22 protein-coding genes and 2 tRNA genes are annotated in these 26,643 nt (G+C 39.5%); 13 read left to right on the top strand and 11 right to left on the bottom strand.

From position 1 onward, the window contains the following. The first annotated feature begins 203 nt into the window (after positions 1 to 203). The gene (locus ADICYQ_RS05150; RefSeq protein ID WP_152520461.1) at positions 204 to 938 is read left to right on the top strand and encodes a hypothetical protein; all 735 of its coding nucleotides are present in this window, start codon (positions 204 to 206) and stop codon (positions 936 to 938) included. A gap of 1,839 nt (positions 939 to 2,777) precedes the next feature. Here the strand turns inward: ADICYQ_RS05150 and ADICYQ_RS05140 are convergent. Further along, positions 2,778 to 3,422 carry a hypothetical protein gene (locus tag ADICYQ_RS05140; protein WP_020893497.1) on the bottom strand — a complete coding sequence of 215 codons (645 nt, stop codon included), beginning with the start codon at positions 3,420 to 3,422 and terminating at the stop codon, positions 2,778 to 2,780. A 243-nt stretch (positions 3,423 to 3,665) separates the two neighbouring features. Beyond that, complete coding sequence (locus ADICYQ_RS05135) at positions 3,666 to 4,232, bottom strand: hypothetical protein (RefSeq protein WP_020893496.1); 567 nt, start codon at positions 4,230 to 4,232, stop codon at positions 3,666 to 3,668. A 525-nt stretch (positions 4,233 to 4,757) separates the two neighbouring features. Between ADICYQ_RS05135 and ADICYQ_RS27365 the strand changes: the two genes are divergently transcribed. Next, on the top strand, positions 4,758 to 4,901 hold the full coding sequence (locus tag ADICYQ_RS27365; RefSeq protein WP_020893495.1) for a hypothetical protein: 144 nt from the start codon (positions 4,758 to 4,760) through the stop codon (positions 4,899 to 4,901). Between the two features lie 4 nt (positions 4,902 to 4,905). On the opposite strand, the gene ADICYQ_RS05130 is transcribed toward ADICYQ_RS27365, so the two are convergent. Together ADICYQ_RS05130 and ADICYQ_RS05125 are read right to left on the bottom strand one after the other, a co-directional pair. Further along, on the bottom strand, positions 4,906 to 5,100 hold the full coding sequence (locus ADICYQ_RS05130) for a hypothetical protein (protein WP_020893494.1): 195 nt from the start codon (positions 5,098 to 5,100) through the stop codon (positions 4,906 to 4,908). A 171-nt stretch (positions 5,101 to 5,271) separates the two neighbouring features. After that, positions 5,272 to 6,462, bottom strand: a complete 1,191-nt coding sequence (locus ADICYQ_RS05125; protein WP_020893493.1) for a tyrosine-type recombinase/integrase — start codon at positions 6,460 to 6,462, stop codon at positions 5,272 to 5,274. A gap of 288 nt (positions 6,463 to 6,750) precedes the next feature. On the opposite strand from ADICYQ_RS05125, the gene ADICYQ_RS27060 reads away from it, so the two are divergent. After that, positions 6,751 to 7,074 (top strand): GIY-YIG nuclease family protein, encoded by a 324-nt coding sequence (locus ADICYQ_RS27060; protein ID WP_152520462.1) that lies wholly within the window; start codon positions 6,751 to 6,753, stop codon positions 7,072 to 7,074. 216 nt (positions 7,075 to 7,290) lie between these two features. Here ADICYQ_RS27060 and ADICYQ_RS05115 read toward each other — a convergent pair whose 3' ends face one another. Continuing rightward, a complete protein-coding gene (locus ADICYQ_RS05115; RefSeq protein ID WP_020893490.1) occupies positions 7,291 to 9,486 on the bottom strand; it encodes a cation-translocating P-type ATPase in 2,196 nt (731 codons plus the stop codon). Between the two features lie 17 nt (positions 9,487 to 9,503). Next, positions 9,504 to 9,800: a cation-transporting P-type ATPase gene (locus ADICYQ_RS28245; protein ID WP_020893489.1), complete on the bottom strand. Its 297-nt coding sequence runs from the start codon at positions 9,798 to 9,800 to the stop codon at positions 9,504 to 9,506. 614 nt (positions 9,801 to 10,414) lie between these two features. Here ADICYQ_RS28245 and ADICYQ_RS05110 point away from each other — a divergent pair. The 5 genes from ADICYQ_RS05110 to ADICYQ_RS27045 all read left to right on the top strand — a co-directional run bounded on the left by ADICYQ_RS05110 (position 10,415) and on the right by ADICYQ_RS27045 (position 13,894). After that, complete coding sequence (locus ADICYQ_RS05110; protein WP_020893487.1) at positions 10,415 to 10,798, top strand: hypothetical protein; 384 nt, start codon at positions 10,415 to 10,417, stop codon at positions 10,796 to 10,798. Positions 10,799 to 11,041: 243 nt separating this feature from the next. Beyond that, positions 11,042 to 11,545: a hypothetical protein gene (locus tag ADICYQ_RS05105; RefSeq protein WP_020893486.1), complete on the top strand. Its 504-nt coding sequence runs from the start codon at positions 11,042 to 11,044 to the stop codon at positions 11,543 to 11,545. Between the two features lie 194 nt (positions 11,546 to 11,739). Further along, the gene (locus ADICYQ_RS27055; RefSeq protein ID WP_020893485.1) at positions 11,740 to 12,318 is read left to right on the top strand and encodes a hypothetical protein; all 579 of its coding nucleotides are present in this window, start codon (positions 11,740 to 11,742) and stop codon (positions 12,316 to 12,318) included. Further along, on the top strand, positions 12,276 to 12,659 hold the full coding sequence (locus tag ADICYQ_RS27050) for a hypothetical protein (protein WP_152520460.1): 384 nt from the start codon (positions 12,276 to 12,278) through the stop codon (positions 12,657 to 12,659). The genes ADICYQ_RS27055 and ADICYQ_RS27050 overlap by 43 nt, the downstream gene beginning before the upstream one ends. Next, complete coding sequence (locus ADICYQ_RS27045; RefSeq protein WP_020893483.1) at positions 12,629 to 13,894, top strand: hypothetical protein; 1,266 nt, start codon at positions 12,629 to 12,631, stop codon at positions 13,892 to 13,894. The genes ADICYQ_RS27050 and ADICYQ_RS27045 overlap by 31 nt, the downstream gene beginning before the upstream one ends. Before the next feature lie 90 nt (positions 13,895 to 13,984). Here ADICYQ_RS27045 and ADICYQ_RS05095 read toward each other — a convergent pair. The 3 genes from ADICYQ_RS05095 to mutS all read right to left on the bottom strand — a co-directional run bounded on the left by ADICYQ_RS05095 (position 13,985) and on the right by mutS (position 16,969). Next, positions 13,985 to 14,068, bottom strand: a tRNA-Leu gene (locus tag ADICYQ_RS05095). Between the two features lie 93 nt (positions 14,069 to 14,161). After that, positions 14,162 to 14,234: transfer RNA gene (locus ADICYQ_RS05090), tRNA-Gly, on the bottom strand. 134 nt (positions 14,235 to 14,368) lie between these two features. After that, positions 14,369 to 16,969: a DNA mismatch repair protein MutS gene (mutS, locus tag ADICYQ_RS05085; RefSeq protein ID WP_020893482.1), complete on the bottom strand. Its 2,601-nt coding sequence runs from the start codon at positions 16,967 to 16,969 to the stop codon at positions 14,369 to 14,371. Between the two features lie 186 nt (positions 16,970 to 17,155). Here mutS and ADICYQ_RS05080 point away from each other — a divergent pair, with 186 nt between their 5' ends. Continuing rightward, complete coding sequence (locus ADICYQ_RS05080) at positions 17,156 to 17,698, top strand: RNA methyltransferase (protein ID WP_040414648.1); 543 nt, start codon at positions 17,156 to 17,158, stop codon at positions 17,696 to 17,698. 89 nt (positions 17,699 to 17,787) lie between these two features. Here the strand turns inward: ADICYQ_RS05080 and ADICYQ_RS28240 are convergent, their stop codons facing one another. Both ADICYQ_RS28240 and ADICYQ_RS28235 read right to left on the bottom strand, forming a co-directional pair. After that, on the bottom strand, positions 17,788 to 18,396 hold the full coding sequence (locus tag ADICYQ_RS28240) for an ion channel (RefSeq protein WP_235114403.1): 609 nt from the start codon (positions 18,394 to 18,396) through the stop codon (positions 17,788 to 17,790). A gap of 17 nt (positions 18,397 to 18,413) precedes the next feature. Then, positions 18,414 to 18,884, bottom strand: a complete 471-nt coding sequence (locus tag ADICYQ_RS28235; RefSeq protein ID WP_020893479.1) for a transporter substrate-binding domain-containing protein — start codon at positions 18,882 to 18,884, stop codon at positions 18,414 to 18,416. 266 nt (positions 18,885 to 19,150) lie between these two features. Between ADICYQ_RS28235 and ADICYQ_RS05070 the strand changes: the two genes are divergently transcribed. The 4 genes from ADICYQ_RS05070 to ADICYQ_RS05055 all read left to right on the top strand — a co-directional run bounded on the left by ADICYQ_RS05070 (position 19,151) and on the right by ADICYQ_RS05055 (position 26,498). Then, the gene (locus ADICYQ_RS05070) at positions 19,151 to 20,299 is read left to right on the top strand and encodes a DUF4221 family protein (RefSeq protein WP_020893478.1); all 1,149 of its coding nucleotides are present in this window, start codon (positions 19,151 to 19,153) and stop codon (positions 20,297 to 20,299) included. Positions 20,300 to 20,682: 383 nt separating this feature from the next. Beyond that, the gene (locus ADICYQ_RS05065; protein WP_020893477.1) at positions 20,683 to 23,949 is read left to right on the top strand and encodes a DUF1553 domain-containing protein; all 3,267 of its coding nucleotides are present in this window, start codon (positions 20,683 to 20,685) and stop codon (positions 23,947 to 23,949) included. 8 nt (positions 23,950 to 23,957) lie between these two features. Further along, complete coding sequence (locus ADICYQ_RS05060) at positions 23,958 to 25,421, top strand: DUF1501 domain-containing protein (RefSeq protein WP_040414646.1); 1,464 nt, start codon at positions 23,958 to 23,960, stop codon at positions 25,419 to 25,421. A gap of 9 nt (positions 25,422 to 25,430) precedes the next feature. Next, entirely contained in the window at positions 25,431 to 26,498 is a 1,068-nt protein-coding gene (locus tag ADICYQ_RS05055; RefSeq protein ID WP_020893475.1) for an NHL repeat-containing protein, read from the top strand. Positions 26,499 to 26,643: the final 145 nt, after the last annotated feature.

Here is a 26,643-nt window from a genome sequence, read left to right as displayed (position 1 = left end):
CTAGCAATTTAAAGGAAGGTTTCAAACCGATATGTAAATTAACGGATTGGCAATGCTCAATATATCAAATGATTTATTAATATTTATTTAGATATTGTTAGAAAAATATACCAACTTTAATTACAAAAACCGAAATAGAACATTCAAAATCAAAAGATTTTTCAATTTATTTTTGAACGATGAGAAATTTAATATTTTTTGAAATGGACGGTAAAAAATATCGTTCTTTCACTCCAATTTCTGGGAGCTTAAGGCATATGATGAAAGAATATAATGTCTATGATGTAATCCCTTACCGAACAATGTTAAGGTATGACCCTAATTTTACAGACAAAGTGTATATTCAGAGTACAATTGTCCAACTCTTTTGGAATAATCAAGAAATCATAAAAGATTATACAACCTTAAAAAAGCTTTTTTTCAATTGGATTATACATTGGAAGGGTAATGAAGGAATAATGGGATATTCCAAGACCGAGGAAATAATTGATGAATTCGGTTTAAAAGTTGCTGGAGCCCTGGACCTTAGAGGTTATGTTCCTTTAAAATTAAAAAAAAAGCACTGGTATTCTGATGATGTTGAAGAAGTTGAGGATTCTGACCAGAGGTCTAAATTAAAAAGGGCTTTACGCAAGGAAAGCTATATTAAGGCTATAAGGGAGGATATCAGAAAAGCTTCCAAGGAATTCCAAAATCAATTTTGGGGTATTTTCCCAACAGTGAAAAACCTAAAAGAAAGACTTCCATATAAATCAACCTCAATTCGAAAATATGGAAGGGGCAATTTTATGGCATCAGACGAACAAACCAAATCTTTAATTGTAGCCACTAAAAAAATCTATCCCTATCTTACTTTAAGACGTTTTAAAAATAAAATTGAAAGTGAATTCGGATTGAAATATGGAGTATCCACAATTAAAAGATATTGGGAAAAATGAAAAAGATTATAATACATAATCCCCTACACAGAGATTATGTAAAGTGCTACCGCAAGAAATCCGCTGATGAATTGGACATGGAGTCCATTCGTAACATTTAAGGAACTGAGGAGTTCCGCAGCCCTCCACAAAAAGCCATTAAAGACCGAGGGTAGTTTTGTTACGCTCTTGTATCCCACCATTTTCAATTTTAAATAATTAAAAATGGTGGGTATCATTTGTTAATCCTGTACTTGGGTAATTTAAAAATGTGGAAATCCCATGATAGCAGTGAATGAAAAGCACACTCCACCATTTAAGCTTTTCCTGTTTATGCATTTGTATATTTAAGGTAGAGAATAAAGCTATCATTTATCAATGTTAACCTTTCCCCTATTCCATATACCACGCCATTTTTTAGAATATGTCCCTTAGAAACAGACCCATACTATAAAAACACCCCCTCAACTTAAGATATGGGAAAGCCCCCCGGCACTTTCCGCTATAAAAATTAACATACAGGCTTAAAAAGACGATTACTTACGCAACATAGTTGCATTTAAAAATCTTCATTCAAGTATATAAACAAAGATAGATTTTCGGATTTTTTCAAATTAACAATTATGGCGTTTTCGGGGTTCATTATACACAGTATCGCCTATTTGGGGGGGTAATTAACACAATAGCTAAAAATTTTACACACTTCAGCATTAAATCAAGACTTTTCTTACGCCTGGTTTAGGGTTTATAACCAATTCAATTCAATAATTTATTTTGGAATGGTATCGAACCATTCCAAAATAAGCTTGGTATATCGGAGAATCTGTGGTACTCAAAAACGTTCTTCACTCCGAAAAAAAGCAAATTTTCACACCTTAAAACGCTCCACAAAAAAATGGTACCGTGATGAGTTTATTATTTTTATTCCACTCCTAGAATTAAGGAGAGTATGTAAGGTATCACCGAACCATTTTTTTGCTCCACTTTTTTAGCCCCCCATTCCCAATTTGCTTTTATCTACGTTCGACATTCCTCCGTTCCTCTATTCGGCTGTTCCTAATTTCATTTTTGTTTTTCAGGCCTCCGGCAGGTAGGCAAAATGTAATCCCTCATCCAGTGTATGGCTCGCCTGCGTCCCTCATTACGCACGTTCAGTCACACTATCGTGCTTCTCCTGAACGGCTCCATTCGGACTCGCAGGCGGCTCGCATCCTGCCCTTAACCCTGCCGCCATTTTTCTATCCCCTCGCCCCGGGATCAACCGGGGTTTTTAAAGGACCATCGATCGACGAGAACTATACCTGAGCCAAGTTTAACGAAAGCATTGAAAGGGCCGTAAATCTATTTTCATCTCCAATGCAAAGGTAACAGCTGGCCAGAACCCGTCAAGGGTAATATGAACGACCTGCCGCAGGCGCAACACAGACCGCCCTTGACTGAACCTGTCCAACATGTTGGATGGCATTTAAGAGCTGATAAAACCAGAAAAGTATTCAATTGCGTATAAAATGGCAGGTGATAAAGTGAACATGGATATTTAAGGATAACTCGACTTGGGCCAGCAGGTTTGACTATTTGATCCTGCTACAGTTCAACTACCACCGGGTAAAGTGTCAAACCACCTGAGTAGTGGGTATGAATCCATGCTTTCCTCCTCAAAACCTGCCCGATTATGTCTTCAGGCGCAACCTAAGATGTAATGAACCGGGTAGCGATTCAGGACAGTTTCGAGACCTGGATTGCCTCTCTCGAAAATCGGGATAAAGTGCTGTGAGATTGCCTTACAGCAGGGAGGAGGCGCACTCCCGCTTAAGTAGGACAGGCTATGAGTTCATTATATGTAATGTTGGATGTCGGGGCCTATTGCTCAATGAGATGTGGCGGTTCAATATTGCAACCATTCCCAGCTTTGGTCACTTTTTGTAAATACTCCCTTCCATCAACGTCTTTAAAAGCAATGACAATGTCCCCAGTCACTTGATTCGAATTGAAATAAGTCATTTTTAGATCAGCGTGTCCATCAATATCAATTATGTCTCCTTTATCCGCCTTTTGGTTTTGTGTTACCTGCGCTTTAATAAAATCTGTTGTCGAATCAATTCGAATATTCTCAGCCGTTGCTCCATTATTTTTGAGACTAATTTTGAAAGTATTTGGGCGAGAAGAAGCTGTATATAATATAAAATGTGGTTTGACATCTGATATTCTTTTCATTTTTTCAATCTCCGCTTTCTTGCCTTCAATGTCCTGGGTCTTAAGATAAATCTCCGCTTGCAAATTGACTTGCTTCTCTAACAAAGCGTTTGCTTCGCTCATTAAAGTCGATTGATACTGAAATTCTGACGTTTGACGTTTTAATTCATCAAGCTGTCCTTGCACGAATCTGAGTCGCTCTTCTTTTTCTTTATCTCGTAAAACCAATTTTACCAAGCCCCAAACTATCGGGCCAATCCCTATTAATGCAGCTACTGCTGTTATCCAATCTGTAATTGCTGGCTCATTCATTCTCTAATCATTCATAGCATGGCACAAGTCGACATACCGCGCATATGTACTGTGATGGAATGCGAACTACCATAATATCATCCACCGTAAAAAAGTTGAGGCCTGGTGGATATGTTAAATTAATCACATTGCCCGGTATATATATGTATATTAAAACCTCAAAACACAATCATCAATCCAATGAGCACCGTAAACGAGAACCCTGATTATTGTGGTGTGAGAGGCGGATCGTGAGCTTATGGCTCACGGCCGTGTACTCGATTGGCACCGGTTCTTATTTTTTCTTTCAAACCAAGTAAGTTTATATTTCAGCTTGAATGGACACCATTCATTGAATATACTGACATATTTAATTTCTACTTCAATCGTTGAAAGTGCTCTTCGGATCTCTTCTCTATGTCGAATAAACCCTTCGTCCATATGGTCTCCTTTTAACTCTATTAGAATTTTTTCTTCAGATGGTCTGAGTACTATTTTTGACGCTTTACTGTAGTCCGCCCAGTAATATCCTTCTTCTAACTCTGGCATGAAGTCGATTAAATTACATTTAGATGTACCATTCTCATTGGTGAATTTTATAGTCCTCGTTATCATTGGACCAGTTCCCTTGTTTTGAATGATTACAGCAATCCGATCTTCATAATCTGGTGGATATATATAAGCCAAGGGTCGGACACCTAATCTATTATTTCTTCGGTTTTGAATTGAGGTGATTATAGAAAGTAATAGAGAAATGAAAGAAATCAAGACTGCGCTTAAGGCAATGGTCGCTTTGGGATCATCTAGTATTTTTTGAAGAAGCTCTTTCATTTTTAAATTAATGCCAATTAATAGCAAACCGCAGCCCTTATGGAAATTTTTCTTATAGCTTAATTAACGAACGCCCCCTAAATATAGGAAAATTACCGAAACCGTCAACTTGTGTTTCCATTTTCATTGGCCGCAAAGTTGCTAGGCATTATGTGAAATCGAGATGACTTTTTTTTACTGTCCCCTTTTAAGCTTTGGTAACAGGCATAAAAAAAGTACTGCCGGATAATTCCTACAGGACTAATTCCCCTAAAGAATTACAGTATTTTTTGCACTTTTTTTTGCACCGAAACCCTATAAATACCTGATATTCAATCTTTCCGTGGGACCGCCTGAGCCCTTAATATTATTGCCGTTCGTCTAACCTTTCGCCCATGGGTCAACCGGGGTTTTAAAATCCCCTACTTTCAGCAGTAAGAGATATAGCTTCAACGATGTAAAGGTATGAGGTTATAGTCTTTTCATCTCAAATGCAAACGGACAGTCGTCTGGAACCTGTCTGACTTGTTGATCCTGTTTTAAAAGATGAAAACTACAAGAAAATTAAACTGGAAAAAATGTCCATGGCCTAATTTTAAGGAATATAATAAAAAAATTGGTAATGATCCTTACAATTTAATCCCCTATTCAATAAAAAATCCCCAAAAGCTAATTTCCGGGGATTTATGAAATTTCAATTGCTATCCAAATAAAGGATGGCTTCAAACGTTTTAAGCCGCTTTCGTGCCAAAAAGTGATCCGCAATTAGGTTAATCAAGGTTTTTTTGAAGGTAAATTCATCTTCCTTCAGCTCTTCAAACTTTTCCTGGAAGGCTTTAAACTCCTTCAGTAGTTCATCTACCTTCTCAATGTGTTCGGGATTTAACATTTTATTGTTAGTGAAACAAGCATTCCTAGGGAACTGAATGCCAGTTGGTTACCCGTAACCATATTATACTGCTATTCCATTTTAATAGCATATTCCCTAAACGTTTGAATAACTACAATATACGATATTCCCCAATCTATTCCATCAAAAAATCTAAGTAATTCACCAATATTAAAAGGCAATGTTTTCCTGGTCGGCCAAGGTTATGCCAATGTATCCCAGGGTTACGTCTAACGAACTGTGCCCTAGAAATTTACTCAGTTTGAGCAGCTCCACGCCTTTTTCGTAAGCCAACCTGGCAAAGGTTCTCCTGGCTGTGTGCCCCGAAATTTTCCGGTATTTTGGAGACGCTTCTGTTAGGAATTGAGATCCTGACCGCTTATAGGTTTCTATTACATCGTTAATCCTTGCCCGCTGACAAAAAATTTTAAGTTTCCTGTTTTCATTTTGTCCAGTGGTGATCGGAAAAGACTTGTATTTCTTTAACAATGCCAGAGATTTAGTACCCTCGCTTAAAGTAATACCATGAAGTTTACCCTGTTTTTGAATATTGAACTCAAGTCTATTCCCTTTCAAGTTTAGAATATCAACATGTTTCATATCGCTGTGCCGCAAACCAGTGTAACACCTGAAAAGAAAGCAATCCTTGATTACTTGTTCCGATTCGGAGCATTCCACATTTTCAAGGGCTGTCAGTTCTTCCTGCGTGAGCCAGATAATCTTTCCTTTATAGGTTTCTACTCTGAACTCCTCAATATCCATTGGGATTGCAATATTAAGTGAACGACCGAATTTGCAGGCCTTTTTTATTATCTTGAAAAGATCCTTTATATAGTTGTTTGTCAGCTGCCGTTTTACCAATTTATCCCTGTAGTTATCAAATAATTCAGTAGTAAGTTCTTGGTAGGCTAATTTCGGATAATAACTATGAAGGGAATTTTTGACGGTAAGAAACTTCTTCAGATGCGTATGGGCATACCTGTTTTTGTATTGTTCCATATACTTATCAAAAAGTTCGTAGAAGGTGAAATTAGCTTTTAGGTCTATTGGCTTCTTCCTGACTTCTCCGTTAATCTTCTCCCTGAACATCTGTTGAAACATTTCGATAGAACGATTATCATTCTTCCCTATGTGAAACAGTAGTTTCCAGAGCTCCCGAATTTGAGTTATTTTTTGGGTAAGTGTCGTATCGCTTTCCACTTGCTGAAGTGCCTGGTTCCAATACTCTGGATTTACCTTAATGTTAAGTTGGAATTTAACAATCTTGCCATGGATCTCGTGTTTGAAAAACAGCGGCGTTTTTCCAGATTTCTTACTTACCCGTTGCTTATTTAGGTAGAGTGAAGGTAGTTGTTTTCTCATGTTTTCTGGTTAAAATGTTGTACAGTTTGTTGTACGGATTTAGTATAAATATACAACATTTTTAGCGTAAAACCGCCCATACAGGCTGCATTCAAGCATAGTTCGAGCCCAAGAGGAGGAGCTTAATAATCAGTCACTTAAGATGCATTTCTTAAGTGACTTTTTCATTTTAACACCATTTTCACCAGATACTTCTTTAATCTTCATTTTAATCCAAATTAAAGACCTCATCAATCGGAAAGACCTTTAATAAATGGATGTTTTTAAAAATCCCTTCATTCTAAATCAATCGATAAATTCTACGTCGGACAGACTGAAAACATCGATAAGAGACTCTTATTCCATAATAACTCCGAAAAAAATAATATCTGGACCAAAAGGGGTATCCCTTGGGAATTGAAAACTGTTATCCCTTTCATGTCACCAACTGATGCAGTTAAGGCTAAAAGGTTAAAAAAAACTGGTAAAACTGGTAAAACTGCAGATACCTATTGGATGGAAATACCCAATCATGTTCCGAATGCTGTATTCCACGAACATATAATCATGCCGAATCATGCTCATGGTACTTTCGATTATTTAAAATTAGATTTTTATTTGTGCATAGTATAGGCCCTGATGATTTCAGTAACCACCAGGGTATTGTTAAAGAAATACCAAAAGGTTTACATGGATAAAATGACGTTCATTTCTGAAAGAATTAAACTCTTCCAGTTTGCGAATTTTAATTTACCCAGTGACTGAATTTTGAGATGTTGCATTTTTGCTTTTGTTGGGCCAACGCATACATCAGGTTTCGTTCTTTTTTAATGCTGCATTGAGTGTACTTTAACCTGAAATTTCACCTTTTCGTCTAGTGTTAATTTTTACAAATTCATACCAAATAACAGCTATAAATCCAGTTGCTATGCTGATTAACAACTGAAATGCATCAACCTGGGCAAATTGAAAAAATGCCGTTAATGGCGAAACAAATAATAAGAGCGCTGTTAAAGTAACTGTAATACTTATGATGAGTAGAATCAAATTGTTTTTGTATCTCAATGTAGTGAAGATAGAATAATAAAAAGAACGATTTACAAGGGTTAAAAAAACATTAGCCGTGATTAAAACGATGAAGACCATTGTTCGTGTATGCGCCTCACCAAGACCCTGGTAGACGGAACATTGATAGATGAACAAAGTTCCTGCTGTAATGACTAAACCTTGCAGAGTACTTGTTGTTAATTCTTTCCAGTTGAAAAAAGTGCTTGAGAAAGGTCTTGGTTTTTGTGACATGGTATTTTTTTCCATGGGTTCATTTTCAAAAATGATAGAACAAGTGGGCCCCATTACTAATTCTAAGAAAATGATATGCACGGGTGAAAGTATATTGGGATAAATCCAACCCAAGGCCAATGGAATAAAAACCGTTAAAATAATGGGGATATGGATGGATATAATGTATTGAATGGCTTTTTTGAGATTGGTATAAATTTTCCTTCCCATTGCCACTGCATCCACCATTTTTGATAAATCATCCTCAACTAAAATCAGAGAGGCAGCTTGTTTGGCTATTTCGGTCCCCTTTTTCCCCATGGCGACACCAATGTGAGCGGCTTTCAAGGCAGGCCCATCATTTACCCCATCACCTGTCATGGCCACTATTTCGTGATTTGCTTTTAAGGCATTAATGATCCTCAGTTTTGCATCTGGAAACATTCTGGTAAAAATATTCGTTTCGGCTACTTTTTCTTTCAATGCTGTTTCAGAAAGTTGCATCAATTCCTCGCCCGTTAAACTTTTCTCATAGCCTCTAAAATTGATTTGTTTGGCAATGGCTGAAGTTGTTGCAGCATTGTCACCGGTAATAATCTTTACCGCAATTCCTGCTTGGTAAAACGCTTCCAAAACCTTATTAATGTTTTTCTTTGGAGGATCATAAAAAGCAACTATTCCTTTGAATTCAAAGGTGATTTCTTGCTGTGTCTTAGGAAAATCGTTTCCTTCTAAAAAACTTTCACCAACACCTAAGACCCTATAACCCTCACTAGTAATAGTTAGTATAGCATTCTCAATTTGTTGTTTTTCTATTGTTGTCAGATGACAAACATTCATCAAAGCTTCTGGAGCTCCTTTGGCAGCTATAACCCTTTTGCCAAATTCATTTTCAAAAAGATGAGTCATCATGGGTGGTTTTCCACTAAAGGGATACTCGTGCACCATTTTGAAATTAGGACGCTCATCATCCATTTTTAGATTGCCATATGCGTCGTGCAAAGCGACTTCCATTGGGTCAAACGGAATAGGTTCACTTGCCCACATCGCTATTGTTATGAGTTCTTTTTCCTTTGGAGTTAAATCATCATCAGGACTGAGAATAGAATGGTTTGGGCCGGCATAAAGTTTTGCCAAACTCATTTTATTCTCGGTAATAGTACCTGTTTTGTCGGTGCAAATGACGGTAGCACTCCCCAATGTTTCAACCGTTTTCATTTGCTTTACCACTATTCCCATTTTCATTAAGCGCCAGGCCCCTATTGCCATAAATGCACTAAATGCCATGGGCACTTCTTCAGGTAAAATACTCATGGCCAGCGTAAGTGCCTTTAACAAACTGTCCAATAAATCGAAAGAATGAAAATAATTAATCCCCCAAACTACTATAAATACGATGGCACCAGCATAAACCAGTTTTTTCACAAAACTGTTTATTTGCAATTCCAAAGGAGTTTTTTCTTCCTTGATACTTTCAAGACTCTTACCAATTTCCCCAAGTTTAGTTTCGTTACCAATAGTCGTAATGGTTACAATGGCCAATCCACTTTCTACGGTAGTTCCCTTATAAATGACGTTGTCTTCCTTTTCTTTAGCTTTAAAGACTGATAAAGATTCTCCGGTTAGAATTGATTCATTGACAGAGAAATCATTGGAATGAACAATGATTCCATCTGCGGCAACTGAAGTCCCTTCCTCTACTAACAAACTATCGCCCACTACTAAATCTTCGCTTTTTATTTCTTCCAGGTTTCCATTTCGGATCACCTTACAATTAGGCTGGGTTAAGGTTTTAATTTTTGTAAAGCATTGCGGCTTCTTGAATCCTGATACAGGGAAATGATTGAAACAATAATTATGGCAGAGGCAAGAAAGATTCCATCCCCTGGTTTCCCACTTACAAAATAAATAAGTGAAGCCGCCAACAATAGTAAAATCATTGGCTCTTTCGCTAATTTCTTTAAAGCACCTAAAACACCATTTTCCTTTTTATAATTTAAAGTGTTTGACCCAAATTTCTGCCTAGAAACTTTAACCTCCTCACTTGTCAAACCTTGAATATTAATATTTTCTAAACGCATAATACTTGAAAGTTTTAGCTCACAAAAGTTTCGCTTCTTCGATGGTTTTGAATTTCGTTATTCTTAGGTTTTAAAGCTACTTTTTCATTACCTAACTGCTCAAAAATAATGGCGCTCAGGTTAACCGTTTAATAAGAAAAGCACCTTAATCCAATTAAGGTGTTACTTGAAAGAGCAAGGGAAATTGAATTCAATATTGAGGCTCACCCTGAGGGGCGCCATAGAAAACCAATCAGTTGCTGAAACCCTTTCAACAACAGTCATATATCCTGAGATTGTAACATTTTCCGCTGAAATATGAAAATCCCATTGCATAAACCAAGATTAAATAATTCTCACTAAGAACATCGAAAAACAATGTACCGAAATACTTAAATCAGTATTTGCATAACAAATGGCTTGTCAATATTTGATATAAATCCATTTTATATAACTTTATTAATTAATTATTACCTTTTTTCATTTGTTTTTTCATTTTACATACTTATATTGATATAATAATTGCTAATTATATGCATTCAATTCCCTTTAACAAACTCAGTGAATGGTAACTACGCTCATCAAATTAAAAATGGGTTTTTAGCTTATTCCAGCAAAATTTAAATTTGTATTCTATGATATTGGTAACTGCAGACTTATTAGACATCCACCATTACCCATTTGGATCTAATGATCCAAATGGAGAAAAAATTGCCAATAGGTTCTTTTTACCTCCTCTATTGTCTAAGCCTGCCCAAAACAAAATCCGTGAACACCTCACAAAATACTTTATTAATCACCGGAGAATGACGAAGGAAATGGCTAGTACTAGAGCAGAAAAATACAAGCTCAGGTTTTTTTACAAAACGCCTTATCACCATCACGGAAGAGGGAAACTAGGGGTATTTAACAACAACACAAACACCAAACTTCCCTTGGAAAATTTAGCAGACTGCTATTTTATGGACAATGGTAAAACAATTGAATTGCATATTTTTGACAACATGACATTTTCGTAGCTTTAAATAAGATTAAAAAAGCCACGCCCTTACTTTTTCGTGATGGACCCTACCGAAATACACCACTTTTTTACTTTTTGAATCTCTTCCTAACTTTGTTAGCATTCAGTCTCTTAATAGACTGACTAGCTACTCATTTACACTTTTCAATTAAAAACCCTAATTTTAAATCTCAGTTGCAAGCAATTGAGACAAATGTGAAAAGTAAATCGTCTTGACAATTAAACACCTTTATTAACCATCATGAAACGTACAAATTTTCTAACCCTTTTAATTTGGTTTGCTATTAGCATAAGCTCCTGTACAAATTGGGAGGATAGTTTTTCAAATGGCAGCCTTTATGATACTTGGGAAGTTGTAAACTTGCATGAGGGCTATGGACTGAATAGCGTCGCAACACTTATAATCAATGAAGACAGGACTTTTACCAAATCCATTACTTACCGACAGCCAAATTCAGGAGAACTAGTAGGTTATTATTTTTTCTCAACTGGCTCCTACCAACTGGACGGCAATACTATTACTTTCCTGCCTAACCAAAATCTTTTCATAGATAACGATAAACCTTGGGGAGAACTTGATGACTTAAACCCTGTAGATATCAATAATAGTATTGTCCCTGTTTCCTCCACATTAGAATACAGAGACAAGGGCATGAAATTATTGATAGCCACCCCATGCAATGATGTCCTGCTCTCTTCGTGTGCCCCCTCTCCCATATACACCAGAGCTGATATAAGTCAATAAGATCAGCCTTATCCAAATTTAAAGCCACGAAAAAAGTGACAGATTAATCTCAACATCTCAATTTCATTTACAATTCTGAAATAAATAGCCCAATTATACCTAAGATAAGTAGTAAATCAGGAAGTTTCAGCTTTTCAATGAAACGTGAAAATCACCCAAGAAACCTCCACTAGTCAGCTTGAAACCCTAACAACATGAAAGTCTTGAAATTTACTGCCTTTTTAATGGCCTGGTTATGCTTCAGCCCAGTCCAGGTTTTTTCTCAGAAAATAGCTTCTGGCTCCTATTACCAGGAAGTCAGCCAAAAAATTGATCTCCCTCTTAATGCTGGTTTAGACGTCGTGAAATTATTCAAGCATGGCAACACAATCAAAGCAATCACCTCCCACGGAATATTTTACAATCAAAAGGACAAATGGACAGGCCAACCTTATGTCTCAGGTATAATCAATGCTACTGCGGACAATTCCCAAACAGTATGGATGAACAATGACAAGACCATATGGTCTGAAAAAGGCGAAAGAATCCCAAACCCACCGCGGACCCATGGCCGCCAATCCATCACAAGTACACATTGGATAGATAACAACACTTTATTGGCCGGAACCACCCACGGACTGTATAGCTGGAATGGAACATGGGAAAAAGTCACCACCTTTTCTGACATAAAAATCAATGCAATAACCCAGGACAATGAAGGCATAATATGGATTGCAGCTGACGAAGGTCTTTGGCAAAAAAATCAGGCGTATGGCTGGACATGGATAAAATAGGCTTAGCACTCGGGCATGATAGCCAATACCTGACAGTAACCACCGGATTAAATGGTAAAGACATTTTATTTAGCTCACCAAAAGCAATTGCGTCTCTTGCCGCTGATGGCAATCATTGGCTAAAAAGAGGCGCAGATGGACTCCCATACGGCCCTGCAACAAAAATACTCGAAACGGATAGCTTGTTATGGATAGGCACGCCAAAAGGTTTGATCCGAAAAGGAAAAACTGGAGGTATTACACCAGTAAAAGATGGTTACCTGATGACCAAATCAACGACATTCTCCCTATTGAGCCAGGAAAAGTATGGGTGGCAACGCCCAATGGCATCTCCGAAATAGGACTGAAAGCCATGACCTTGGAAGAAAAGGCAAATGGAATAGAAGAGATTATCGAAAAAAGACATAACCGAATTGGCATTGTTAACAGGTCCAAACTGGCGATAGCAGGAGACATCAACAGTAGCTTTTTGGAAAACCAAGACAATGATGGCCTCTGGACCTCCTGCTACCTGATTGCCGAATCATTCAGATATGGCGTCACCAAAAGTGAAGATGCCAAAACAAAGGCAAAGCGAACTTTCGAAGCCCTGGAAAGATTGGAGACAGTCACTGGGATACCAGGATACCCTGCCAGGTCTTATGTAAGGTCAGAAGATCTTTTGGCCCCATCAAGGTCTCCGCATCCAAAAAACTGGCACCCATCACCAGATGGTAAATGGCAATGGTTAGATGACACCAGTTCTGATGAAATCGTAGGGCATCTGCTTTCCATGTCTTTGTACCACGACCTTGTAGCTGACGAAGACGATAAAAAAAGAGTAGTGGACCTTATTGATCGTATCGTCGGTCACATTGTCGACAATGATTTACAACTAATCGATTACGATGGGAAACCCACAAGGTGGGCCATATGGACCCCAGACTCCCTGAACAGATCTTCCAATTGGCTGTATGAGAAAGGCCTAAATTCCTTGCAGATCCTTTCCTCTCTGCAAACTGCCTATCATTTTACAGGGAAGGCAAAATATAAAAAAGTCTACCAACACCTTATTGAAAAGGAAGGTTATGCCATCAACGCACTTGAGGCCAAGATGACTGACCCATTTGACATCAGTCACTCCGATGACATTCTAAATTTCCTTCCCTACTACAACTTGCTCAACTACACTCCTAAAGACGATCCTTCTTACCCCTTATACTTGCAAAGTCTAAACAGATCCTGGAAAGCAGTGCGTTCAGACAATATGCCGGTTTGGAATGTTTTTGCTAGTGCACTACTCAAAGAAGATATGGATTTGAACATTGCCCTCAGGGAAATACAGACTTTTCCTTTGGATTTGATTACCTGGTCAGTAGAAAACAGTCACCGATGGGACTTAAAAGTGGATGAGTTCCCAGGCAGAGGAAGGAGCCCGCAGGCCTATACAGCCTTGCCCTCACCCGAAGGAAACACTTTCAGGTGGAATACCAACCCAAAACAGTTGGACATCGGAGGTGGTGGAAAAACAGAGGTAAGTGGCACCTACTACCTGGTCGCGTATTGGATGGGGAGGTATTATGGGTATTGGGAGTAACTAGACACACCTCAAAGACCAATAAAAAAGCCGCTTAAAATAAATTTAAGCGGCTTTTTAAATGTTTGCCTTATTAAAGAATAAGCATTGTACCAGGAGCGGGAATCGAACCCGCACGGGGTTACCCCCACAAGATTTTAAGTCTTGCGTGTCTACCTATTCCACCATCCCGGCAACATTAGCGACAACTAATATAGAAAAAGGAAAAACCATTTCCACTATAATCGCCATCTAAATAATAAAGCCCTTAAATAAGGGCTTTATATGAGCGAAAGACGAGATTCGAACTCGCGACCCCGACCTTGGCAAGGTCGTGCTCTACCAGCTGAGCTACTTTCGCTTGTCATTGGTACACAGAAAAACTTTTATTTCCGTGATTGTGATGCAAATTTACGCCTAAATTTTTAAAGTCCAATAATACGAAAGAAATTTTTATCAAGAAAACGCTACCTGCCTGACAATAAACGCACTAAATTATTCCAACATCTTTTTTACTTCGTTTAATTTCAATAATGCCTCCACAGGAGAAATTGTATTGATGTCAAGCGCCTCCAATAAATCCTTGGCTTCTTTGAATTTTGGATCCAATTCAAACATGCTCAATTGAAAATTGTTCTTTGGTATGTCTTTGATGTTTTCCTTGTGTTGCTGAAGTTGTTTGTCCTTTTCCAGGTATTTCATGATCTCAGCAGCACGCAAAACCACAGGATTCGGCATTCCTGCCATCTGGGCAACATGGATACCAAAACTATGCTCACTCCCTCCTGCCTGCAACTTGCGCATAAATACGACTTTATTGCCCAACTCTTTTACTGCAACATTAAAGTTTTTCACTTTGGGGAAATCATTGGCCAGCTGATTTAGCTCATGGTAATGTGTCGCAAACAAGGTTTTGGCTTTGCATTTAGGATGATTGTGCAAATACTCGACAATGGACCAGGCAATGGATATCCCGTCATAGGTAGAAGTACCTCTTCCGATTTCATCCATAAGCACCAAACTCCTGTCAGAAAGATTATTCAAAATGCTGGCAGTCTCAGTCATCTCTACCATAAAGGTAGATTCCCCTTTGGAGAGATTGTCCGAAGCCCCTACACGGGTAAAGACTTTGTCTACTATGCCAATCCTTGCAAAGGAGGCAGGCACAAAACTCCCCATTTGGGCCATCAACACGATCAGCGCGGTTTGCCGAAGCAATGCTGACTTTCCTGCCATATTGGGGCCGGTAATGATAATGACCTGCTGCGTGGAATTGTCCAGGTAGATGTCATTAGGTACATAATCCTCCCCTATAGCCAGTTGTTTTTCTATTACAGGATGTCTACCATCCTTGATCTCGATCGCGTCCGTATCAGCTATTTTAGGTGCACAATAGTTGTTCTCAGAAGCTACTTCTGCAAAACTCAACAGGCAATCCAGCGTGGCCAAAACCCGTGCATTTTGCTGGATCTGCGCTACATAATCTCCCGCATCTTGTACCAACAATAGAAAATACTTTTGTTCCAACGCTATTAAACGCTCCTCTGCATGCAAGATTTTTTCCTCATACACCTTAAGCTCCTCAGTAATGTACCGTTCAGCATTGACGAGCGTTTGCTTACGAATCCATTCCGGTGGCACTTTGTCCTTATGGGTATTGCTTACTTCCAGGTAATAGCCAAAAACCTTATTGAAAGCTACTTTCAATGAAGTGATGCCTGTCCGTTTAACTTCCCTTTGCTGAATTTGAACCAGGTAATCTTTACCAGAGTTGGCCAGTTTGCGGTATTCGTCCAGATCAGGATCTACCCCATTCTTGATAATCCCTCCCTGATGGGTAAGCATAGGCGCATCCTCCATCAATTCCTTTTCGATTTTTTCCAGCAGATAAGAACAAACGTTCAATTGGTCTGCAAGTTTTTTCAAAGCGCCATTTTGCTGATTCCCCAGCAATTCTTTAACAGGCAAGGTGCTGAGAAGTGCTTTTCTCAAATGGTTCATCTCCCGGGGATTGATCCTACCCACGGCCACTTTTGAAATCAATCGTTCAAGATCCCCTACATGCTTGAGATGTGAAAACAACTCCTCCCTTAATTCTGAAGCCTCGTAAAAAAAACTGACTGACTTTTGTCTTTCTACGATCAATCCTTTCTCTTTCAGAGGCAGGACCAACCACTTTTTCATCATTCGACTGCCCATGGGCGTCTGCGTCCGGTCCAGAATCTGAATGAGTGGCACCCCTCCATCTTGCTGAGGGTAAACCAACTCTAAATTCCTGATCGTAAATTTATCCAGCCAGACATATTTCTCTTCTGCTATCCTGGATATGGAAGCAATATGCTTGACTTCTTTATGCTCTGTTTCTTCTAAATAATACAATATGGCACCAGCGGCTGTACTGCCTAATTCCATGTTTTCTATCCCGAAACCCTTTAAATTCTTGGTTCCAAAATGGCTTGTCAGCTTTTCATAGGTATATGCTTGCTGGTACACCCAATCCTCACAATGAAAGGTGTGGAAATCATTTTTTAATAAGGCACCGGCAACAGCCTTTGCCGCTTTAGAGTGAATGATTTCAGAAGGATTAAAACTCTGAAGTAATTTCTCTATATAAGATTGATGCCCTTCGGCACACATAAATTCACCGGTAGAAAGATCCAGGAATGCGATCCCCAACTGGTCGTTGCTGAAATGAATACTGGCCAAAAAATTATTGCGTCGCTTGTCCAACACATTGTCGTTGTAAGCCAAGCCAGGTGTAACCAATTCTGTAACGCCTCTTTTAACGATTCCTTTTACCTCCTTTGGATCTTCCAATTGATCACATATGGCGACCCTATTACCTGCTCTGATCAGCTTGGGCAGATAAGTATCCAAAGAGTGATGCGGAAAACCTGCCAACTCAATATGAGAAGCAGAACCATTGGCACGTTTGGTAAGCACAATGTCAAGGATTTTACTGGCCCTTATCGCATCTTCTCCAAAGGTTTCATAAAAATCCCCTACCCGAAAAAGCAAAATGGCTCCGGGATGCTTTGCCTTGATGGCATTGTATTGTTTCATTAAAGGGGTTTCCTTGGCTTTCGTCTTGCCCATTGTTATTTTTCTGTTTTAGGACCTGAATTTAATTAAGAATGTAAGGGAAACAAAACCTAAATCTTTTACAAGGCCTTTGTCACCTCTGTTTTTTTCGTCTGGAATTAAGTAAATTTGAGCTCCATAGGGCTTTTTAATCCCTATAACTCAATAAATCAGCATTTTAAATATTCAAATTATATCCCTATGAAAAAACTCAGCATGGAAGAACTCAACCGACTCTCTGTTGAGGATTACAAAGAAGTCGAAAAAAACCCAATCGCCCTGATATTGGACAATGTTCGTAGCCTAAACAATGTAGGTGCAGCCTTTAGGACTTCCGATGCTTTTAGGGTAAATAAGCTATACCTCTGTGGCATTACTGGTCAACCTCCCCATAGAGAAATTCAAAAGACAGCTCTTGGTGCTACTGAATCAGTAGATTGGGAACATCATGAAAGTACACTAGATGTAATTAAAGCTTTAAAAAAAGAAGGCTATATTATCTGTGCATTAGAACAAGTCTCTCACAGTACCCCACTCAATGAATTCAAACCAGAACCAGGCAAGCCTTATGCATTTATATTCGGAAACGAAGTATTTGGTGTAGAAGAGGACGTGGTATTGGCAGCAGATCAAGTATTGGAAATCCCCCAATTTGGCACCAAACATTCGCTAAATATTTCAGTGAGTATAGGCATAACCCTTTGGGACATGGTGAGTAAAACCAATGACTTTAAAAAGGCTTAGTTCTTAGGCTAGGAATAACTAAAGGCAAGCTTTTCACCTTAGGAGCCAGGATCAATGTTTAACCAAATAAACATGAGCCTGACATTCAATTACTCATTGCGCATCAGGTATCGATCAATTATCTCATCCGTATCCTGATCTTCCGCCAGTTCAAGCAAAGCCCTGTTGACTTCATACACCAGGTTGCTCTCTAGTGGAAAAGCAAAGCCATATCCTTGCTTGTAATATTCCGCCTTGGCCATAAATAGATCTTCGTCTCCATGATTTTTAAGATAAAACAACAACTGTGGCCGATCATAAACCACTGCAGCAACCTCCTTTTTCCTTAACTTAGAAATGGCTTCTTCCAGCGTAAATACTTCCACTGGCTTGGCATAGTGTTCCTCTAAAAACGTTTGCGAAGGGGAATTTGAAATGGTTGCCACATTTTTATTAACCAATTGCTCTATATTGGAAACCGGAGATTTGCCTAAAGAGGCCAAAGTAAGGGTACTGGCTATTCCTGCCACCATAGAAGTAGCAAAAATAATTGAGATAATCATCCAACTGCCTGCGATAATGCGCCCCGTCAAAGTAACCGGTGCTTTGTCTCCATACCCTGTAGTACTCATGGTAACGATGGCAAGCCACATCCCATTCCCTATCCCATCTATTGGATCATTTGGAAATTGATCCTTGGAATGGTTTCTCTCTGCCAACCACAACACGGTACCCACTATGGCAAGAATGAATAAAAAACAAATACAGCTATCAATAATTTAATACTGAAAAACGGCTTGATCTTGTCCCAAAACCCTTGCTTTTCAGAACGGGACACGATGGCCAAACTCGAATTATAAAAAGGCTGCGAAAACCTAAAATTTTCCACCCTATTGGAAGTAATACTAATCGGCCCAATCACCAAATCCAAAGCTCCCTGTTCCAATGAATGCAAAGCGTCATCTACAGTAGTATAAGACTTAAAATAATAATTCCACCCTTGTTTGGCCGCCAATTCCTCCCAAATTTCAACAGAAATACCACTGACTTCCTGACCTTCACCATATACAAATGGTTCACTTCCTGCCACCCCCACAAGCAATGTATCAATGTCTAAGCGCAATTGACGGGCTTGAAGGCTAGTCGTAAATAGAAGGAGGCCTAAAATTGAAAAGATTAAAACTGAGGTTTTAGGATTTTGAAACATGTGCGTATCTTTTATTAAGGACTACCCAATTTATTGATTAATTTCAATAAATTGATTTTAAACCCCTTAGAATATTAGAGGAGAACCCTTAAATAGGGTATAGAAATTTCCTCTCAAAATGAAACCATTTCCCAAGTCAGGAATAATATCCTTAAAAAATATTAGAAGTAAATAGTCTTGGTATGTATTAAAACTAAAGTTGTTTTTCAATTTTTAGGAAAGTCCAAAAATATCTGCTAAATTTTTAGTCTATAAACCCTAACCGAATGAAAAACAGCATTTACTGTATATTTTTCGCTTTATTCTTTGCATGTAGTGGACAGAAAAATGGAGATGAAGGTCCACTACCTTCCTTGGGTATCACCATGGACACCGTCGCAATAGATCCAGGTGAGGAAATATTATACCTCAAAAGGAGAGTTAGGGTAAATGCAATAAGTGAGGATAAAAAATACCTTTACAATGTTGATCCCCTGAAACGTACTATCGAGCAAATCAACCTCAATAAATTAACCCTAGAAAAAAAACACCACTTCGAAAGAGAGGGACCAAATGGCACCGAAGCTATCTGGGCAATTTCTTTAATTGGTGATGACAAGCTACACATAAACAATAGTACGAATGAACATGTTTTCAACTGGCAAGCGGAAAAGCTCGAAAGTTTCAACCTCAATGAAATAGGGCAAGAATCAGACCAGCTAGAGGAAGGGTATCAGGTTCATAAAACGATAAGTATAGCCTCGGACGGTAAGCAATTTGCCTCTTTAATATCCGATCATGAAAAAAAGGACATGTCTTTTGCAATAATAAACATTGAAGACAGAACCTTTAATAAATTTCCAGTCCCAGCCATTGATAAAGCCAGAAATTTTGAAATATCATCCAATGAGGGTGGAATGGGTAGCACTCTAAGTGCCAGTCGTTATTTAATAAAAGAGGGAGGAAAGGTATTATTGGGAACCAACGTAAGTAATGAACTCTATGTGCTGGACGAAACAAATGACTCCCTCAGGCACATCACCTTCAACAGCCAACTGAACCCAAATGAAAAAAGTGGCACTTACCCTTCTGAAGTTGGAGATCAGTCTCAATTTGATAGCTACTTTCAAAAAATAGCAGAAGACATTAACTTTATGGAACCTGTTTGGGATGAAAAAAAACAGGTATATTATCGTATGTCTTTTCGGTCGAAATTTGATGAAAATGCTACCGCCAGAGAAGGGCAACCATTCCTTCCCACCGGATCTGAATGTTATATTAGTGTATTGGACAAGGACCTCAACTTAATCGCAGAAGACCATTTCCAAACAATTGATACCTATCCAAATATTTATTTTGCCAAAGATGGCAAACTATGGCTGTTTGAAAATATCGAAGATGAGATGGGCTTTGTAAGAATTGAAATTACCTGGTAATGGAATTCTTTTGATGCAGGCTTCACCTCATTCAAGTAGCAAACTTAAAATAACTTCCCCCTATAAAGCAAGCTTGCATTTTTAGTTGATAGTGTCACAGGTCCTAACTTTTCGTTATGAGTACACCGATTGCACAACTCCTTCATTTGGCGACCATCGAATACACAACAAAAACCCATGTTAAGCGTGGAAATAGATCCTATTGAACCATTTTCACCAGACAAAATTTGCTATTGCCACCTCCTTAAAATTGTAATTTTATTTCTTAAAGATATTCAATAACTTTAAGGTTAACTATTGGTAAAAATTACCCGTTAAACATTAATAGTTCCCAATTTCAATTGGGGAAACAAGGACCTTTTAAAATTTTCAATTTTCAATAAATGACACAAGTCATACCCAAAATAATATACAGGTCAACCTTTTCTTTGCTTTCACTCCTGCCCTTCTTGGTAGGTTGTGGCTGGGAGAAGCCAGAAGCCATTGAATTGGCCTATAAAGACCTGCCTGAAGCCATAGATTTTAATTATCATGTCAAGCCCATATTATCAGACAAATGCTATGCCTGCCATGGACCTGATGCAGCCAATCAGGAAGCGGATTTAAGACTAGATTTGGAGGAGTTTGCATATGCCAGCTTAAAGAGCAATGCCAGTCATTATGCCATTGTACCGGGAAAACCAGGTAAAAGTGAGGTCGTAAGCAGAATCTTAACCGAAGACAAGGAGTTATTGATGCCTCCACCTGAATCAAACCTTAGCCTTAGTGTAGCAGAAATTGCTACGCTAACCAAATGGATCGAACAAGGCGCAAAATACAAGCCTCATTGGTCATTTATCAAACCTGAGACACCAAGTATCCCTGCCATCACTGAGGAAAATTGGGCCAATAACGAAATCGATCATTTTGTAGCTGCAAAATTAAAAACCAGCAATCGAAAGCCGGCAGAAAAAGCCAGCAAAGAAAACCTTATCCGCCGGGTAAGTTTTGACCTTACAGGTCTACCACCCTCTCTTCAAGAAATAGAAGGTTTTGTGGCAAATGATGACCCAGAGGCTTACGAGAAGTTAGTCAACAGATTGCTTTCTTCTGCAGCTTATGGCGAACGAATGGCAGCAGACTGGATGGATGTGGCCCGATACGCCGATTCAGATGGCTATTTGGACGACAAACACAGGGACTTTAGTCCTTATCGGGACTGGGTAATTCGGGCTTTTAACAAAAACATGTCCTATGAGCAGTTCATCACCTGGCAACTGGCGGGAGACCTCATTGAAGACCCAACGCAAGAGAGCATTTTGGCAACAGCCTTTAACCGCCTTCATAAAAAGAATTCTGAAGCCGGTATCGTTTTCGAAGAGTACAGAGCAGAATATGTAGCTGACCGTACCTCCACTGTTGGAAAAGCCATCATGGGATTAAGTATGGAATGTGCCCGCTGCCATGACCATAAATATGATCCGATAAGTCAAAAGTCCTTCTACCAATTGTCAGCCTTTTTTAACAGTACAAATGAATTGGGAACAGCAGTATACGGACCAGGACAAGTGCCAGGACCTGCACTATTACTCACAAATGAAGAACAGGACAAGATTTTAAATTACATAGACAGTCAGATTAAGTCCAAGGAAACGCATTTGGACGATTTGCGAAAAGTAGCTGATCAGGAAGTTGAAAAGCAGTCTTTAAAAGAGGCCGATCTACCAGGCAAAATCCAAAAAAGTCTTTCCTCTAAACTTGTAGCAGCTTACAGTTTTGAGACAATGCTTCCAGCAAGCAATAAAACCACCTTTAAAAGCCCTGGAAAGACCAATCAATCTGGAGCAGCATTGATCAAAGAACCAGTAATTAAAGATGGTACTGCCGGAAAGGGTATTTTCATCAATGACTACACCACATTGAGCTTACCGGATAAAGTAGGCTGGTTTGACCAGACGGATCCTTTCTCCGTAAGCCTTTCTGTTTTTCCAGACACCCTTTATAATGAGACAGTAATATTTACCCACTGTGAGGATATTCGCCTTGGGTTAAAAGGTTATTCCCTATTTCTGGAAGACAATAAACTTAACTTTATCATGGCCTACAGCTGGCCAGACAATGCCATCCAGGTAAAAACAGTCGCAGCGATCCCGGCAAAAGAATGGACAGACCTCACCATTACTTATAATGGATTGGGAAAAGCTGATGGCGTCGGTATTTACCTCAATGGAGAAAAAGTACCAGTGACCGTTTCCGCAGACAATATATATAAATCCATTCTATTTAAGCCAGACATTCACACCTACGGATTCCGAGGCTTTGTATTGGGGGTAAGGGATAAAATGAAGACCTTCCTCAATGGTGGACTGGATGAATTGAAAATATATAATCAGGAGTTAACTGCTTTGGAGGTACTATATGATGCCAATCCAGAAAAAGCTAAAGCCTCTATTTCATCAAAAGGAGATAAGAACGCCAAAGAATTGGTCGCTGATTACCTATTTAAATCTGACCATCCCGAAGCCAATGGCCTAAGGAAATCGATGGTAGATTTACGAAAAGAACGGGCTAAAACAACAACAGACATCAAAGAAATAATGGTAATGGGGGATCTGGAGAAACCCAGACCTACATTTATTCTAGACCGAGGAATGTACAATGCTCCTACGGAACAAGTTGAACCGGGCATTCCTGAACCAGTTCTTCACTACGATGAAAAATGGCCAAAAAATCGATTGGGATTAACCAAGTGGTTTTTTGATGCTGACAACCCTTTGACTGCCCGCGTATTTATCAATAGAATCTGGCAGATGCATTTTGGAAAAGGATTGGTTGTTACTTCTGATGACTTTGGAAATCAAGGAAGCATGCCTTCTCATCCTGAGCTACTGGACTGGTTAGCGGTTACTTTCCGAGAATCTGGCTGGGACATCAAAAAGATGCATAAACTCATTGTGATGTCTGCCACTTACCAGCAATCTTCCAAAAACAGTCCAGACTTATTGGAAGAAGACCCCGACAACCTTCTTCTGGCCAGAGGGCCAAGTTTTAGGATGACGGCAGAAATGGTCCGGGACAACGCCCTTTCCATAAGTGGATTGCTTGCGCAAAATACAGCTAGCGAAAGTGCATACCCCTATCAACCGGAAGGGCTTTGGGATGAAATTACTACCAAATCCTGGAGGTACAGGTATTTACAAGAACCTGGTGACGGACTTTACAGAAGAAGCTTGTACACGATTTGGAAAAGAACTTCGGGGCCACCGTCTATGATGATCTTTGATGTAAGCGACAGGTCAGAGTGTAAGGTGAGGAGAACAGAAACGAGTACGCCATTACAAGCCCTGGTCTTATTAAATGACCCACAATTCGTAGAAGCAGCAAGAGTGGCAGCAGAAAAACTCATGAAAGAATATCGCCCTGAAGAGCAACTGGCCAAGGCCTTTAAATTGAGTACAGGCAGACAAGCTGACGCCCAGGAAATGGAGATTATTCAACAATTTTATCAGGAAGAAGAAGAACGCTTTGGTCTGAATAAAAGTGATGCAATGGCCTACCTTAGTACAGGCAGTAAACCGCTAGACAGTTCGCTAGACCCAGTTCGGGTAGCCTCATTGGCTACCGTAATTAATGGAATAATGAATACCACTGAAGGGTATACCATAAGATAATAAGCGCCATGAACGAGAACGACATAAACAAATTCGGAGAGACAAGACGTGGCTTTTTGAAAAAGACTTCATTGGGCTTTGGAGCCATTGCACTATCCAGCCTAATTGGTCAAAATGCAGGGTTTGCCGGAGTTCCGGACAGCTCTGGACTCTATAAACCACAGGGCCTATCTACGGGTACGCACTTTCCAGCGAAAGCCAAAAGAGTGATATATCTTTTCCAATCGGGAGGGCCTTCGCAGATCGAAACTTTTGACTACAAACCCTCACTGGAAAAATGGCATGGAAAGGAAATCCCCCCATCCGTTCAGGGAACCCAGAGAAATTCTGGCATGGTAGCCGATCAATCTACTTTTCCACTGGTGAAATCAATTTTTGATTTTAAGCAATATGGAGATTCAGGTGCATGGGTTAGTGAAATCTTTCCCCACACAGCCAAAGTGGTAGATGATCTTTGCATCGTCAAATCAATGATCACCGACGCCATCAACCACGAACCTGCCGTCATGTTTATGCAAACAGGTTCCCAATTAAGTGGTAGACCATCTATCGGATCATGGCTGAGTTATGGTTTGGGAAGTGACAATGAAAATTTGCCCAATTTTGTGGTTTTACTTTCTAAAAGCCCCGGATCACAGCCACTAAACTCCACCGCCTGGGGAAACGGATTTCTACCCTCCCATCATCAGGGGATTCAATTTCGCTCGGGCAAAGATCCTGTTTTGTACCTGAATAATCCGCATGGGGTACATGACCACGACAGGCGTCGTGCCCTGGACCATATCGGTAAGCTAAATGAGCACCAGTTTGATTTGTGGCAGGATCCGGAAATTCAGTCCAAGATCAGCCAATATGAAATGGCCTATAAAATGCAAAACTCTGTACCTGAAGCAGTAGATACCAGCAAAGAGCCGGACTATATCTATGAGCTTTATGGAGAGGATGCTAGAATTCCTGGCACCTATGCTTCCAATTGCCTTCAGGCTAGAAAACTTGCCGAACGAGATGTGAAATTCATCCAATTGTACCACATGGGCTGGGACCAACATGGTAGCTTACCAAGTGGTATCAAGCGACAAGCATTAAGCACAGATCAGGCCACAGCAGGTTTGATCCAAGACCTAAAACAAAGGGGACTTTTGGAAGACACTTTGGTTGTATGGGGTGGAGAATTTGGGAGAACAAGCTTCTCTCAAGGAAGACTCACTGCGGACAATTATGGTAGAGACCATCACCCAGGATGCTTTACTATGTGGATGGCTGGGGCTGGTGTAAAAAAAGGAATGGTGTACGGAGAAACGGATGAGTTTAGCTATAATGTGGCTAAAGACCCTGTTCATGTACATGACTTCCAGGCCACCTTGCTGCATTTATTGGGCATAGACCATGAGAAGCTCACATTCAAACATCAAGGCAGAAGATTTAGACTTACAGATGTCCACGGACAGGTAATCAAAGAACTATTGGTATAATAACAATTCATGTATTCAAGAAGAAAATTCATTCAAACAACTATCACAAGTGGCGGCGCAGTTTTCACTACCGGATTGCCACTTTTCAATATCAATTCAAATTCAGCACAAATCCAGAAGGATATTTTGGGGCATGGTGACTTCAAATACAGGGTAGAAAGAGACTGGAGCAAAGCCAATAGCAACAGTCACCCTGTAAACAACTGCCATGAAATGGTCCTTGATAAAAACAACAGACTGATTTTATTAACGGACCATCCAAAAAACAATATCTTGATCTATGACACCTCAGGCAATATTCTGGATACCTGGACCTTGAACTTTTCTGGAGCACATGGTTTGACCATTTCAGAAGAGGGAGGCGAAGAATTTTTATTTATAACAGATGTTGGCTTAGGAAAGGTTGTGAAATGCACCATGAATGGTAAAATCCTAATGGAGCTGGAGCACCCTTCCAAGATTGGCACCTATACCGAACATGCTTATTACCGACCTACAGAAACCGCTATAGGCCCAAATGGTGATATCTATGTAGCCGATGGTTATGGCTCTCAATTTATCCTACAGTATGATCAGACTGGCCAATTTATTCGAAAATTTGGAGGAGACAGTTTTCTTCAGCCCGACAAATTCAAACAAGCCCATGGGGTAGCCATTGATTATAGAGATCCTAACAACCCTACCCTACTTTGCTCTGCAAGGATTAAGAATACCTTCAAACGATTCACTTTAGCTGGTGAGTACCTGGAAGATCATTACCTACCGGGTGCTTTTATGAGCCGTCCTGTTTTAGATGGTGAAAACTTGTATTCAGGGGTATGTTTTGGAATGGAAGAAGGCAATTATAATATGCTCCTAAACAAAGGTTTTGTAACCATTTTGGACAAAAACAACAAGGTGGTTTCCAATCCTGGAGGCACAGAACCTGTCTATAAAAATGGCAAACTAGAACTGATGCTTCAGGAACTGCCTGTCTTCAAACATTGCCATGATGTCTGTTTGGATAAGGACAAGAATTTATATGTTTGCCAATGGAATGCTGATGGTGTATATCCCTACAAATTACATCGGGTGTAATTATCAACTTCTGTTTTTGAGGTTCTAATACTGAGTCCTCTCCTTTTTTGCTTACCAGAACCATGCAATAGCAATCCTATTGCATGGTCCCATTTTACGGCTTTTATTTTTGCAGGGAATACCGGTAGGTTGTTAATCTGAAAAT

It is taken from the genome of Cyclobacterium qasimii M12-11B, assembly GCF_000427295.1.
GTDB classification, from domain to species: domain Bacteria; phylum Bacteroidota; class Bacteroidia; order Cytophagales; family Cyclobacteriaceae; genus Cyclobacterium; species Cyclobacterium qasimii.
The sequence above is the reverse complement of the archived record's forward strand: the minus strand, read 5'-3'. Positions and strand labels throughout refer to the sequence as shown.